The sequence below is a fragment of the Streptomyces sp. NPDC049585 genome, assembly GCF_040675615.1.
In the GTDB taxonomy this organism is placed as follows: Bacteria; Actinomycetota; Actinomycetes; order Streptomycetales; family Streptomycetaceae; genus Streptomyces; species Streptomyces luteosporeus.
In genome coordinates this window covers 289,867-302,364 of record NZ_JBFAPE010000001.1, presented here as the reverse complement: position 1 = coordinate 302,364, position 12,498 = coordinate 289,867, and the positions used below count along the sequence as shown (strand labels likewise).

The following is a 12,498-nucleotide window of genomic DNA, read 5'->3' as shown; positions in this document are numbered from 1 at the left end:
CCGTGTCCGGCCGATCTTCGGCTGCAGGCCGTCGGTGGCTGATCGCGCAGTTCCCCGCGCCCCTCACGGGGCGCCGGAGACGCACCGGCCGGCCGGCTAGGCCAGTCCGCGCCGGGCCACCGCAGGGGGCCGGTGGCCGGCGATGGAGGCGACCATGTCCAGCACCTGCTTCGTCTCCGCCACCTCGTGGACGCGGTAGACCTGTGCACCCAGCCACGCGGAGACCGCCGTCGTGGCCAGGGTGCCCAGCAGCCGCTCCTTGACCGGCCGGTCCAGGGTCTCCCCGACGAAGTCCTTGTTCGACAGGGAGACCAGCACCGGCCACCCCGTCCGCGTCATCTCCTCCAGCCGCCGCGTCGCCTCCAGCGAGTGGCGGGTGTTCTTGCCGAAGTCGTGACCGGGGTCGATCAGGATGCCGTCGCGCCGCACGCCCAGTGCCGCCGCGCGCTCGGCCAGCCCCACGGTGACGCGCAGGATGTCCGCCATCACGTCCTCGTACTCCACCCGGTGCGGGCGGGTGCGCGGCTCCACGCCGCCCGCGTGCGTGCACACCAGGCCCGCGCCGTGCCGGGCCGCCACCTCGGCCAGCTTCGGGTCCACCCCGCCCCAGGCGTCGTTGAGCAGGTCGGCGCCCGCTTCGCACACCGCCTCGCCGACCTCGTGCCGCCAGGTGTCCACGCTGATCACCACGTCCGGGTGGCGGCGGCGCACCTCGGCCACGAAGCCCACCGTCCGGCGGGCCTCCTCCTCGGCCGTCACCTCTTCGCCCGGGCCCGCCTTGACCCCGCCGATGTCGATGATCGCGGCACCCTCGGCCACCGCCTGCTCCACGCGGGCCAGTGCCGGTTCGTCGCTGAAGGTGGCGCCCTGGTCGTAGAAGGAGTCCGGCGTGCGGTTCACGATCGCCATGATCACCGGTTCGTGGTCGGCGAACTCGCGCCGTCCCAGCCTCAGCATGTCCCCAGCTTCCTCTCCGTGGTCCGGCAGCGACCTTAACTGTCGGTGGGGCATGGCACGATCGGGGTGGACGGTTTGGCTGACGGATGACTGACGGGGAGACGGCCGTGTTCTGGTTCCTGCTCATCGCGCTGGTCGTGGTGGTCGCCGCGGTCACGCTCGCCGTGGCCGGCGGCGGCGAGCGCGGCGTGCTGCCCGAGGCGGCGCCCGAGCGCATGGCCTGGCCCCTGCCCGGCAGCCGCCCGGTCGCCCGCGCCGACGTCGAGGCGCTGCGCCTGCCGCTCGCCCTGCGCGGCTACCGCATGGCGGAGACCGACGACGCCCTCGACCGCCTCGGCGCCGAGCTCGCCGAGCGCGACGCCCGCATCGCCGAGCTGGAGGCCGCCCTCGCCGGCGCGCAGGCCGCGGCGATAGGGGTGCGGGGGCTGCTGGACAAGGAGACGCGAGGCCCCGAGGGCCACGAGGAGGGGGCGTCATGAGCACCGCGAGCGCTGTCGTCATCGGCCCGGACGGGCTGGCCCGCTGCCCGTGGGGCGGCCTGGACACCGAGTCCGGGGCGGACTACCGCGTCTACCACGACACCGAGTGGGGCCACGCGGTGCACGGCGACGACGCGCTGTTCGAGCGGATATGCCTGGAGGCGTTCCAGTCGGGCCTGTCGTGGCTGACGATCCTGCGGCGGCGCGAGGGCTTCCGGACGGCGTTCGCCGGCTTCTCCATCGCCGAGGTGGCCGCCTTCGACGACGCGGACGTCGAGCGGCTGCTGTCCGACACGGGCATCATCCGCAACCGGGCCAAGATCACCGCGTCGATCGCGAACGCCCGGGCCGCGGCGGAGCTCGGCCCGGGGGAGCTGGACGCGCTCGTGTGGTCCTTCGCCCCCTCGCCGGGCCGCCCGGCGCCCAGGACGGCGGCGGACGTACCGGCGATCACGCCGGAGTCGACGGCGCTGGCCAAGGAGCTCAAGCGACGCGGCTTCCGCTTCGTGGGGCCGACGACGGCGTACGCGCTGATGCAGGCGTGCGGACTGGTGAACGACCACCTGGCGGACTGCCACGCGCGTTAGGGCGCCCCTACGGGGCGCCGTGGCGGGGTCAGTGGCCCACGAAGCGGGGGCGCTCCTTGGCCAGGAAGGCGGCCACGGCGATGCCGTGGTCCTCCGTCGTGGCCGCGGCCCGCTGCAGCCGCTCCTCCGTGTCCAGGGTCTCCGCCAGCCCGTGCGCGGACCCGTACGCCAGGGACTCCTTGATCGCCGCGTAGGCGCCCGTGGGGCCCTCCGCCAGCTTCCGGGCCACGGTCCGTGCCCGCTCCGCGAGGTCCTGTGCCGGGACGATCTCGTTCGCGATGCCCAGGTCGTACGCCTCCTGCGCGGGCACGTTCCGGGGGAAGAGCAGCAGGCCGGCGGCGCGGCCGTGGCCGATGAGGCGGGGCAGGGTCCACGAGACCCCGGAGTCGGCGGTCAGCGCGACCCCCGCGAAGGACGTGTTGAAGGACGCCGTGTCCGCCACCACCCGGTAGTCCGCCGCGAAGGCGAAGCCCGCACCGGCTCCCGCCGCGACCCCGTTGACCCCGGCGACGACGGGCTTCGGCATGCCGGCGATCGCGGTGACGATCGGGTTGTAGTGCTCCTCGACCGTGTTCATGGCGTCGCGGGTGCCGTGCTCCCGGTCCGCGGCCAGGGCGCCGACGTGCTCCTTGAGGTCCTGGCCGACGCAGAAGGCCCGCCCGGTGGCGGTCAGCAGCACCGCCCGTACGGCCGTGTCCTCGGCGGCCTGCCGCAGGCAGTCGCGCAGGGCGACCTTGGTCTCCGTGTTCATCGCGTTCATCGCGTCGGGACGATTCAGGGTGATCGTCGCGAGCCCGTCGGTCACCTCGTACAGCACGGCGTCCGCCATGTGCGGCCCCTCCTCCGTCGGCTCCGGATGGGGTGGTCCCCCATGCCGTTCTGGTTACGGGGGCCAGGATGCCGGAGATCATCCGCAGCCGATATGTGACCTGCGTCAAAGAATCGGCCACCGTGAGGGCCCAGAGAGGGACCCGCGAATACCTCGCGATCGCCGAATTGAGTGGTTTTGCGGCAGCGTGTTGCCGAAGGATTGCGGACCGATGTTGGTCATTGGGTCGCGCGATGCGGGATAATGGCCTGGAAGCAATGTGTTCGATGCCGGTGACACCTGGGTTGTCGGCTGCGACAAGCTGGTTTCAGGAAGGGGAACGAGCATGGCGGCCATGAAGCCGCGGACGGGCGACGGCCCGCTCGAGGTGACCAAGGAGGGGCGGGGCATCGTCATGCGGGTTCCGCTTGAGGGCGGCGGTCGTCTCGTCGTCGAGCTGACCCCGGATGAGGCCAAGGCTCTCGGCGAGGCCCTGGAGAAGGTCGCCGTCTGACGCACAGGCGCACAGGCCAATAGATGTCCCACCGCCCCGGTGGCCGGTTCCGTCCGGCCCCGGGGCGGTGGCATGCCCGGGGGCCGTCGTGCGGGGCCGGTCGCACGGGGCCGGTCGTACGGCGCGTGAGCGCACCCCGCGCCGTCGCCGGGTCAGCCGCGCCGGACGGCGCACAGCAGGCCGTCCCCCACCGGCAGCAGCGACGGCACCAGCGCCGCCGACTCGCGCACCGTGCGCAGCAGTTCGCGCAGGTGCTGGACCTCGGCCGGCGGCAGGGACGCGTCGACGGTGCGGCCGTCGGCGAAGACCCCCTCGAAGCACACCAGCCCGCCCGGCCGCAGCAGGCGCAACGATTCGGCTAGGTAGTCCAGGCACTCCAGCCGGTCCCCGTCGCAGAAGACCAGGTCGTAGCCGCCGTCGGCCAGGCGCGGCAGCACCTCCAGGGCCGGTCCGGGGATGAAGCGGGCCCGGTTGGCGGCGAAGCCGGCGGCGCGGAAGGCCTGCCGGGCGAACTGCTGGCACTCGGGGTCGCTGTCCACCGTGGTGAGCACGCCGTCGGGGCGCATGCCGTGCAGGAGGTGGATGCCGGAGACGCCCGTGCCCGTGCCGATCTCGGCGACGGCCTTGGCGTCCACCGCGGCGGCGAGCAGGCGCAGCGCCGCACCGGTGCCGTTCGACACCGAGCGGAGCCCTGCGTCGTAGGCCCGCTCCCGGGCCCAGCGCAGCGCCTCGTCCTCGGCGACGAACACATCGGCGAACGCCCAGCTGGTCTGCTGGTTGCCGGTAATGGCCCTCTCCTGTCCCCGTAGTCGACGCAACGGTGACTGTATCCGCTGCCCCCGGGAACCCGCAGATGGGACCGGGCGTTGAGGGGGCAGGAGAGCGCGGGCGCAGCCGGAACCGCCCGGGCCCGGAAGGGCGTCCACGAATCCGGTGGATCAAGGACAAAATCCGGGTCAAAAATGCTTATCCGGAGCTAACGGGCGAGGTGGATATGGTAGGGGCTCCACTGGACACCACCAGAGCCGACAGGGGAGGTGCGGCTGCGGTCGGCGACCGTCGCGGGTTGCTCCGGCTCCTGCGCCCGAGGTCCGCCGCCGAGCCGAAATCCGTGACCTACACCGCTGACCGTTCCCACGCCGCAGCCACCGCGACCTTCGCCACCGATGCGGATCCGCAGGCCTGGACTCCCCCCAGCTGGGAGGAGATCGTCAGCACGCACAGCGCCAGGGTCTACCGCCTCGCCTACCGCCTGACGGGCAATCAGCACGACGCCGAGGACCTGACGCAGGAAGTCTTCGTCCGCGTCTTCCGCTCCCTGTCGACCTACACCCCCGGCACCTTCGAGGGGTGGCTGCACCGCATCACCACCAACCTCTTCCTCGACATGGTCCGGCGCAGGCAGCGCATCCGCTTCGACGCGCTCGGCGACGACGCCGCCGAGCGGCTGCCCAGCCGCGAGCCCTCCCCCCAGCAGCACTTCAACGACACCCACTTCGACGCGGACGTCCAGCAGGCGCTGGACACGCTCGCCCCGGAGTTCCGCGCCGCCGTCGTCCTGTGCGACATCGAGGGCCTCTCCTACGAGGAGATCGCCGCGACCCTCAACGTCAAGCTCGGCACCGTGCGCAGCCGCATCCACCGCGGCCGCTCGCACCTGCGCAAGGCCCTGCAGCACCGCTCGCCCGCCGCCCGGTCCGAGCAGCGCGCCGTGGCCGCCGTCGCCATGGGTGGGGAGGTCGGACTCGCGTGACCACCTCCGGCGGTCAGTCCCCCGCCGAGCACCACCTCGGCGACCGCCTCGCTGCCCTCGTCGACGGGGAGTTGGGGCACGAATCGCGGGAGCGGGTGCTCGCCCACCTCGCCACCTGCTGGAAATGCAAAGCCGAAGCCGACGCGCAGCGCCGGCTCAAGAACGCGTTCGCGCAGTCCGCGCCACCGCCCCTGTCCGACTCACTGCTCGCCAGGCTCCAGAGCCTGCCCGTCGCGGACCTCGGCCGGGAGGACGGTGACGGCCCGTCGGGCCCACCCGGCGGCGTCGCCGTGCTCCCGCTCGACCGCGGCTTCCGCATCCACCCCGTGCGCAACCCTGACGCGCACGGGCAGACGGCGGACGCGGCAGCCGTGCGCGCCGCCTCCCGGGGGCGCCGCTTCGCCTTCGCCGCCGCCGGAGCCGTCTCGCTCGCCGCGATCGCCCTGGCCGGAGCACAACCCCTGCAGACCGCCGTCGCACCGCCCCAGAGCCGCGGCGGCGGCCCCGGCACGGCCGCCAACACCCTCGCCGTCACCCCCGGCTACGCGGGCAACGAACGCGACCTCGCACGGCAGGCCGGCAGCGAGCGGCAACAGTCCGCGACGAGCGTCTCGCTGCTGCGCCCCTCACCGGCCCCGGCCCTGCCACCCCTGGCCCGCGCCGGCCTCGCGGGGCCGACCGCCACCGCTCCCTGAGGCCGCCCACCTCCCCTCCGCGTACGCGCGGGGACCTGGTGTAATCGTCCGTGGAGCGCGCCCGCCGCGCCCCACGGACGAACGGGGAGAGCCATGAGCATGGGCATGGACGACGGTCAGGCGCGCGCGTCCGCGCCGACGAAGCGCCGCCACTGGTGGAGCCGCGGCCCTGCCGCCCCGGCGCCTCACGGCGCCCCCGAGCCGGCAGCACCCATGCCGTACGGAACGCCGACGGCGCCCACGCAGGCGCCGTACGGTGCCGGCGTCCCGGCGGCGACCGTGCCCGGTGCCCCTGCGCCGCACGGGGTGCCCGCGAGTGCTCCCGCCGTCGAGGGTGCGGTGCCGCAGGGCGGCTCGTACGGCGCCGGGATCCCCGCGCAGCCCCAGCGCCCGCTGCACGCGCCCGACCCGTACAGCACGCCGCCGTACGGCGGCCCGGGCCCCTGGGCACCCGCCCCGCCCGTCCAGCGCCCCACCCTGCCCCAGCTCCACGTCCCGGCCCAGCCGGCGCCTCCGGCGACCCCGCCGACGGTTCCGTCCCCCGCGGCGCCCCCGCTGCCGGCGACACCCGCCTCCGCGGCACCGGCACCGGGCGTTCCGGTGCAGGCTGCGGACGAGGCCCCACCGGTTCCGGCCGCCGGGCCGGCTCCTGCCGCGACGGCCGCCGGCGCGGCGGGACAGGCCCCTGCCCCGACGGCCGCCCAGGGCGCCGTGCGGCTGGACAAGGAGGCGCCGGCAGCTGCGCCCCCGGCAACGGCGGACGTCCCCTACGACGAGGCGCCCGGCGCGGCGCCCGCAGGCGTGCCTGCCGGGCCCCCGGCGACCGACGCACGCCCGCCGGCCGCACCCGAGGGCGGCCCTGCCGCGCCCCCGGCCCGGGGGGCCTGGGCCTACGACCCCTGGGCCGTTTCCGCCGCCGGTGGGGGCGGCACTCGGCCGCCCAAGGGCGGCAGCGGCAGCCGCGGGCGGCTGATCGCCGGAGCCGTCGGGGTGGCCCTCGTCGCCGGTGTGGTCGGTGGGGGCGTCGGCGTGTACTTGGAGCGCAACGGCGCCTTCGAGAGCGGTGTCGTGTTGCCGCAGGCGTCCGCCGGGGGTGGGGAGCGTGCGCCCGGGAGCATTGCCGGGATCGCGGCCCGGGCACTGCCCGGGGTGGTGACCATTCATGTGCGCGGCGGTGGCGGTCAGAGCACCGGTACCGGGTTCGTGCTGGACAAGAAGGGGCACATCCTCACCAACAATCACGTGGTGCAGGCGGCAGCCTCCGGCAGCGGGTCCATATCCGTGACCTTCAACGGCGGGCAGAGCGCGAAGGCGACCCTCGTCGGCCGGGACGGCGGCTACGACCTGGCCGTCATCAAGGTGTCGGGGATCGCGGGCCTGAGCCCGCTCACGCTCGGCAACTCCGATTCCGTCCGCGTCGGCGACTCGGTCGTGGCGATCGGTGCGCCGTTCGATCTCGCCGGCACGGTGACCACCGGGATCATCAGCGCCAAGGACCGCCCGATCACCGCGGGCGGTCACAAGAAGGGCGACGACGAGGACGGCAGCGGCGGCAGCGACGTGAGCTACGTGAACGCGCTGCAGACGGACGCCCCCATCAACCCGGGCAACTCCGGGGGGCCGTTGATGGACGCCCAGGCCCGGGTCATCGGGATCAACAGCGCCATCCGTTCGGCGGGGGACGGCAACGGCGACTCCGGCCGCAGCCAGGGCGGCAGCATCGGCCTGGGCTTCGCGATACCGATCAACCAGGCCAGGCGCGTCGCCGAGGAGCTGATCCGTACCGGGCGGGCCACCCATCCGGTGATCGGCGTCTCGGTGGACATGGGCTACTCGGGCGACGGCGCACGGGTGAACACCGACAGTGCCGGCACTCCGGGCGTGAGCCCGGGCAGTCCCGCGGAGAAGGCGGGCATCCGGCCGGGCGATGTGATCACGAAGGTGGACGGCGTGCCCGTGCACAGCGGCCAGGAGCTGATCGTCAAGGTGCGCAGTCACCGTCCCGGTGACGGCCTGGAGCTGACCGTCGAGCACGACGGCGCCCGGCGCACGGTGCGGCTGGTGCTGGGTTCGGCCTCCTCGGGCTGACGTGTGTTCGTCCTTTATTGGCGGACGTGTCTCCCGGGGGGACTGCTCGGCCAGGTACCGTGATAGACGGCCGACCCCCGGCCGCCGACCCCCAAGGAGCTGTGCAACGTGCTCGACATAGGAGGCCTCGAGCTGGTCACGCTCGTCGTCCTTGCCGTGCTCATCTTCGGCCCCGACAAGCTCCCGAAGCTGATCCAGGACGTGTCGCGCACCCTGCGCAGGATCCGGCAGTTCTCCGAGAACGCCAAGGAGGACATCCGCTCCGAGCTGGGTCCGGAGTTCAAGGACTTCGAGTTCGAGGACCTCAACCCCAAGACGTTCGTGCGCAAGCACGTGCTGGAGAAGGACGAGCTGGGGCTGAAGGAGATCCGCAACGGCTTCGACTTCAAGGGCGACATGGCCGAGGTCGCGGACGCGGTGCACGGCCGCACCCCGGAGCCGGCTGCACCCTCGGCCGGCACTCCGGACCTCCTGAAGAAGCGCGAGAACCTCCAGCCGGGCGAGCGACCCCCCTACGACGCAGACGCCACCTGACCCGGGTATGCGGGTCCCCATTGACGGGGGTGGCTATTCTCCCTGTGTTTGGAGTGCAGCCGACCGTGACGGTCGGCGCGCCCATGACGAGGGGCTACGAGGAGGCGCCGCGCAGATGGAGACGACGGGTCGGGTTGGGGCGCACGGGGGTGGCACTGCCGCCGGTACGGCCGATGCGTCCGCCGTTCAGGCGCGGGAAGGGGTCCCGGGCGATTCCGGGGACCGGCGCTCGGTGGACGGCTATCTCCTGGCGTCGTTCCCGTGGTACGGCCTGGACGGGGCCTACACCGGGCCGCGCTGGCTGATGCAGGTGGGTGCCGCGGCGGACGGCACCGTGGAGCACGGTGCGACCGGGCACGGCGTGGAGCCGCAGCTGCGGATGGGCCGGGTCGAGCACGAGACGGCCACCCAGCGGTTCGCGGTCGTGGTGACGGTGGCGAGCAGGCCGGTGCGGCGCAGCGCGGACGGTACGGGCGTGCTGGAGGCCACCTCGGTCTCCTCGGCCGCCTGGCTCGCCGGTTCGGGTCTGCTGGCCTGTACCTGGCCGTCCCAGATGGAGCGGGCGCTGCGGCAGGACTGGCTGGACCAGCAGACGGCGCTCGCCTGGGAGCTGGCCGACCACCTGGACGAGGCGCCGTGGTCGACGCTGTCGCTGCCGGTCGACGGGGTGCCCACCGACTTCCGCTACCGGGAGTCGGAGTACGGCTGGGTGCTGGCCGGTTCGCCCGAGGAGGGCGGGGTGCACATCGGTGCGTACGGGCGCGGGATGAGCGCGTACGGCATGGGCTTCTCGGTGATCAAGAACATCACCGACTACCAGTGACGCAGCAGCAATAGCAGAAGTAAGGGGCTGTCCTCCTTGGAGGACAGCCCCTTGCTTCGTTGCCCGGCCGGGCTCAGAACTTGTTGCGCGGCGTGATGCCCAGCGACATGCCCGCCAGGCCGCGCTGGCGGCCGCCGAGCTTGCCGGCGATGGCCCGCAGCGCGCTGCCCGCGGGGGAGTCGGGGTCGGTCAGCACGACCGGCTTGCCCTCGTCGCCGCCCTCGCGCAGGCGTACGTCGATCGGGATGGAGCCCAGCACCGGCACATTGGTGCCCGTGGTGCGGGAGAGGCCGTCCGCGACCAGCTGGCCGCCCCCGGTGCCGAAGACGTCGACCATCTCGTCGCAGTGCGGGCACGGCAGCCCGGACATGTTCTCGACGACGCCGACGATCTTCTGGTGGGTCTGCACGGCGATGGAGCCGGCCCGCTCGGCGACCTCGGCCGCGGCCTGCTGGGGCGTGGTCACGACGAGGATCTCGGCGTTGGGCACCAGCTGGGCGACGGAGATGGCGATGTCGCCGGTGCCCGGGGGCAGGTCCAGCAGCAGCACGTCCAGGTCGCCCCAGTAGACGTCGGCGAGGAACTGCTGCAGTGCGCGGTGCAGCATCGGGCCGCGCCAGACGACCGGCGCGTTGCCGGGGGTGAACATGCCGATCGAGATGACCTTCACACCGTTGGCCGACGGCGGCATGATCATGTTCTCGACCTGGGTGGGACGCCCGTCCGCGCCCAGCATGCGCGGCACGGAGTGGCCGTAGATGTCGGCGTCGACGACGCCGACCTTCATCCCGTCGGCCGCCATGGCCGCGGCCAGGTTGACCGTCACCGACGACTTGCCGACGCCGCCCTTGCCGGAGGCCACCGCGTACACCCGGGTCAGGGAGCCGGGCTTGGCGAAGGGCACCTCGCGCTCGGCCTGCCCGCCGCGCAGGGAGGAGGCGAGCTCGCGGCGCTGCTCGTCGCTCATCACGTCCAGCTCGACGCCCACGCCCGCGACGCCCTCGACGCGCGAGACGGCCTCGGTGACCAGCGACGTGATCTTGTCGCGCATGGGGCAGCCGGCGACCGTCAGGTAGATGGCGACCGCGACCGTACCGTCCGCCGCGATCTCCACCGATTTGACCATCCCCAGGTCGGTGATGGGTCGCTGGATCTCGGGGTCGTTGACCGTCGCGAGCGCGGCGCGGATCGCCTCTTCGCTCGGCGCGGCGGTGCCGTACGTATCGGTAGCCATACGGTCGATGGTACGGCGCGGCGGCGGGCCCGGGGAAAGCCTCTCAGCGGTCGCCTTCCTCACTCTCCGGTGGGAATACCCCGCGCTCCTCCAGCTCCTTGACCAGCTCCTGGAACTCCGAGCGGATCCAGTCCCGCGTCGCCACCTCGCCCAGGCCCATGCGCAGCGCCGCGATCTCCCGCGTCAGGTACTCGGTGTCGGCGATGGAGCGCTCGTTCTGCTTGCGGTCCTGCTCCAGGTTGACCCGGTCGCGGTCGTCCTGGCGGTTCTGCGCGAGGAGGATCAGCGGCGCCGCGTACGACGCCTGCAGGGACAGGGCGAGCGTCAGGAAGATGAACGGGTACTGGTCGAAGCGCAGCCGCCCGGGCGCCGAGACGTTCCACACCACCCACAGGATGATGACGACCGTCATCCAGACGATGAAGCGCCCCGTGCCCAGGAACCGGGCGATCTTCTCCGACAGCCGCCCGAACGCCTCCGGGTCGTACTCCGGCAGCCAGCCGCGCCGCTTGGGCCGCGGCAGGTCCAGCCGTACGCGCGATGCCGCCCGCTCGTGCGGGTGCACGGCGGCCGACTGGGCCCGGGCCCGCTCGGCCGCCCGCTCGGTGCGGCTGTGCAGCCCGAAGTCGCGGCCGCCGCGGTCAGTCCCGGCCACGGGTCGCCTCCGGCAGGTCGGTCATCCCCGGCACCCCGTGGTGCAGTTCGGTCTCCCGCCAGTCCTCCGGCAGCAGGTGGTCCAGGACGTCGTCGACCGTGACCGCGCCCAGCAGCGAACCGCTCTCGTCCACCACCGGCACCGAGACCATGTTGTACGTGGCCAGGTAGCTGGTGAGCGCCGGCAGCGGCGTGGTCGGCGGCAGCGGCCGCAGATCGGTGTCCACGAGCGAGCCCACCAGGGTGAAGGGCGGGTCGCGCAGCAGCCGCTGGAAGTGCACGGTGCCCAGGTACTTCCCGGTCGGCGTCTCGTCCGGCGGCCGGCACACGTACACCTGGGCGGCCAGCGCGGGGGACAGGTCCGGGTTGCGCACCCGGGCCAGCGCGTCGGCCACCGTCGCGTCCGGCCGCAGCACGATCGGCTCGGTCGTCATCAGACCGCCCGCCGTGTGCTCCTCGTACGCCATCAGCCGGCGCACGTCCGCCGCGTCGCCCGGCTCCATCAGCGTCAGGAGCCGCTCCTTCTCCTCCTCCGGCAGCTCGGAGAGCAGGTCGGCGGCGTCGTCGGGGTCCATGGCCTCCAGTACGTCCGCGGCGCGCTCCTCCTTCAGCTTGCCGAGGATCTCGATCTGGTCGTCCTCCGGCAGCTCCTCCAGCACGTCGGCCAGCCGGTCGTCGTCGAGGGCGGCGGCGACCTCGGCACGCCGTTTGGGGGACAGGTGGTGCAGGACGTTCGCCAGGTCCGCCGGCCGCAGCCGCTCGAAGGTGGCCAGCAGGTTCGCCGCGCCCTGACCGTGCTCCTCCAGCGAGAAACCGGTGACCGCCGACCACTCGACGGTCAGCGTCTCGCCCTTGCGGCGCAGGGCGCCACCCTTGCCGCGGCGGACGAAGACCTTGTCGATCTGCCAGTCGCGGCGGGCCGGCAGCTGGGTGATCGACACGTCGAGGACCGTCACCTCCTCGTCCGACTCCACCAGCCGCACCCGGCGGTCCAGCAGCTCCCCGAGCACCATCGTCTCCGTCGGGCGCTGCTCGAAGCGGCGCATGTTCACCACGCCCGTGGTGATGACCTGGCCCGACTCCACACCGGTCACCCGGGTCATCGGCAGGAAGATCCGGCGGCGGCTGACGACCTCCACCACCAGGCCCAGCACGCGCGGCGGCCGGCCGCCCACCCGCAGCATCGCCACCAGGTCGCGGACGCGGCCCACCTGGTCGCCGTTGGGGTCGAAGACGGCCACGCCCGACAGGTGGGAGACGAACACCCGCGGCGCGCCTCCTGCCATGGCCGCGCACCTCCTCACGGTTTCGTCGGTCCGGTTCAGGCTAACGTGACCCGGTTTGCCCCGGCGCGGGAGAGAGGGCCGTACGG

At 73.3% G+C, this 12,498-nt stretch carries 14 protein-coding genes; 8 read left to right on the top strand and 6 right to left on the bottom strand.

What is annotated here, in order from left to right:
* Positions 1-96 precede the first annotated feature (96 nt).
* Positions 97-957, bottom strand: coding sequence for a dihydropteroate synthase (gene folP, locus AB0K17_RS01410; protein WP_344439818.1), 861 nt, complete (start codon positions 955-957; stop codon positions 97-99).
* Between the two features lie 107 nt (positions 958-1,064).
* On the opposite strand from folP, the gene AB0K17_RS01405 reads away from it, so the two are divergent.
* On the top strand, positions 1,065-1,436 hold the full coding sequence (locus tag AB0K17_RS01405) for a DivIVA domain-containing protein (protein ID WP_365981826.1): 372 nt from the start codon (positions 1,065-1,067) through the stop codon (positions 1,434-1,436).
* Positions 1,433-2,023, top strand: coding sequence for a DNA-3-methyladenine glycosylase I (locus AB0K17_RS01400; RefSeq protein ID WP_365969408.1), 591 nt, complete (start codon positions 1,433-1,435; stop codon positions 2,021-2,023). The genes AB0K17_RS01405 and AB0K17_RS01400 overlap by 4 nt, the downstream gene beginning before the upstream one ends.
* 28 nt (positions 2,024-2,051) lie before the next feature.
* Here the strand turns inward: AB0K17_RS01400 and AB0K17_RS01395 are convergent, their stop codons facing one another.
* Complete coding sequence (locus tag AB0K17_RS01395) at positions 2,052-2,852, bottom strand: enoyl-CoA hydratase-related protein (protein WP_365981721.1); 801 nt, start codon at positions 2,850-2,852, stop codon at positions 2,052-2,054.
* Positions 2,853-3,177: 325 nt separating this feature from the next.
* Between AB0K17_RS01395 and AB0K17_RS01390 the strand changes: the two genes are divergently transcribed.
* Positions 3,178-3,345 carry a DUF3117 domain-containing protein gene (locus AB0K17_RS01390; protein ID WP_079123638.1) on the top strand — a complete coding sequence of 56 codons (168 nt, stop codon included), beginning with the start codon at positions 3,178-3,180 and terminating at the stop codon, positions 3,343-3,345.
* A gap of 152 nt (positions 3,346-3,497) precedes the next feature.
* On the opposite strand, the gene AB0K17_RS01385 is transcribed toward AB0K17_RS01390, so the two are convergent.
* On the bottom strand, positions 3,498-4,163 hold the full coding sequence (locus tag AB0K17_RS01385; protein WP_365969410.1) for a class I SAM-dependent methyltransferase: 666 nt from the start codon (positions 4,161-4,163) through the stop codon (positions 3,498-3,500).
* 176 nt (positions 4,164-4,339) lie between these two features.
* Here AB0K17_RS01385 and sigE point away from each other — a divergent pair, with 176 nt between their 5' ends.
* From sigE to AB0K17_RS01360, 5 genes are all read left to right on the top strand, one after another.
* The gene (sigE, locus tag AB0K17_RS01380) at positions 4,340-5,098 is read left to right on the top strand and encodes an RNA polymerase sigma factor SigE (protein WP_365969412.1); all 759 of its coding nucleotides are present in this window, start codon (positions 4,340-4,342) and stop codon (positions 5,096-5,098) included.
* Positions 5,095-5,793, top strand: coding sequence for a zf-HC2 domain-containing protein (locus tag AB0K17_RS01375; RefSeq protein WP_365969413.1), 699 nt, complete (start codon positions 5,095-5,097; stop codon positions 5,791-5,793). The genes sigE and AB0K17_RS01375 overlap by 4 nt, the downstream gene beginning before the upstream one ends.
* A 93-nt stretch (positions 5,794-5,886) precedes the next feature.
* Complete coding sequence (locus tag AB0K17_RS01370; protein ID WP_365981720.1) at positions 5,887-7,881, top strand: trypsin-like peptidase domain-containing protein; 1,995 nt, start codon at positions 5,887-5,889, stop codon at positions 7,879-7,881.
* A 108-nt stretch (positions 7,882-7,989) separates the two neighbouring features.
* On the top strand, positions 7,990-8,415 hold the full coding sequence (locus AB0K17_RS01365) for a sec-independent translocase (protein ID WP_344438305.1): 426 nt from the start codon (positions 7,990-7,992) through the stop codon (positions 8,413-8,415).
* Between the two features lie 115 nt (positions 8,416-8,530).
* Entirely contained in the window at positions 8,531-9,238 is a 708-nt protein-coding gene (locus tag AB0K17_RS01360) for a hypothetical protein (RefSeq protein ID WP_365969415.1), read from the top strand.
* 73 nt (positions 9,239-9,311) lie between these two features.
* Here AB0K17_RS01360 and AB0K17_RS01355 read toward each other — a convergent pair whose 3' ends face one another.
* From AB0K17_RS01355 to AB0K17_RS01345, 3 genes are all read right to left on the bottom strand, one after another.
* Entirely contained in the window at positions 9,312-10,472 is a 1,161-nt protein-coding gene (locus AB0K17_RS01355; protein ID WP_365981719.1) for an Mrp/NBP35 family ATP-binding protein, read from the bottom strand.
* A gap of 43 nt (positions 10,473-10,515) precedes the next feature.
* Positions 10,516-11,037, bottom strand: a complete 522-nt coding sequence (locus tag AB0K17_RS01350) for a DUF1003 domain-containing protein (protein ID WP_365969430.1) — start codon at positions 11,035-11,037, stop codon at positions 10,516-10,518.
* Between the two features lie 76 nt (positions 11,038-11,113).
* Entirely contained in the window at positions 11,114-12,412 is a 1,299-nt protein-coding gene (locus AB0K17_RS01345; protein ID WP_365969417.1) for a CBS domain-containing protein, read from the bottom strand.
* Between the last annotated feature and the right edge of the window lie 86 nt (positions 12,413-12,498).

Coding starts and splice junctions, on each gene's coding strand:
- folP (WP_344439818.1), bottom strand. CDS start 957: ATGCTGAGGCTGGGACGGCGCGAGTTCGCCGACCACGAACCGGTGATC.
- AB0K17_RS01400 (WP_365969408.1), top strand. CDS start 1,433: ATGAGCACCGCGAGCGCTGTCGTCATCGGCCCGGACGGGCTGGCCCGC.
- AB0K17_RS01395 (WP_365981721.1), bottom strand. CDS start 2,852: ATGGCGGACGCCGTGCTGTACGAGGTGACCGACGGGCTCGCGACGATC.
- AB0K17_RS01390 (WP_079123638.1), top strand. CDS start 3,178: ATGGCGGCCATGAAGCCGCGGACGGGCGACGGCCCGCTCGAGGTGACC.
- sigE (WP_365969412.1), top strand. CDS start 4,340: ATGGTAGGGGCTCCACTGGACACCACCAGAGCCGACAGGGGAGGTGCG.
- AB0K17_RS01370 (WP_365981720.1), top strand. CDS start 5,887: ATGAGCATGGGCATGGACGACGGTCAGGCGCGCGCGTCCGCGCCGACG.
- AB0K17_RS01360 (WP_365969415.1), top strand. CDS start 8,531: ATGGAGACGACGGGTCGGGTTGGGGCGCACGGGGGTGGCACTGCCGCC.
- AB0K17_RS01355 (WP_365981719.1), bottom strand. CDS start 10,472: ATGGCTACCGATACGTACGGCACCGCCGCGCCGAGCGAAGAGGCGATC.
- AB0K17_RS01345 (WP_365969417.1), bottom strand. CDS start 12,412: ATGGCAGGAGGCGCGCCGCGGGTGTTCGTCTCCCACCTGTCGGGCGTG.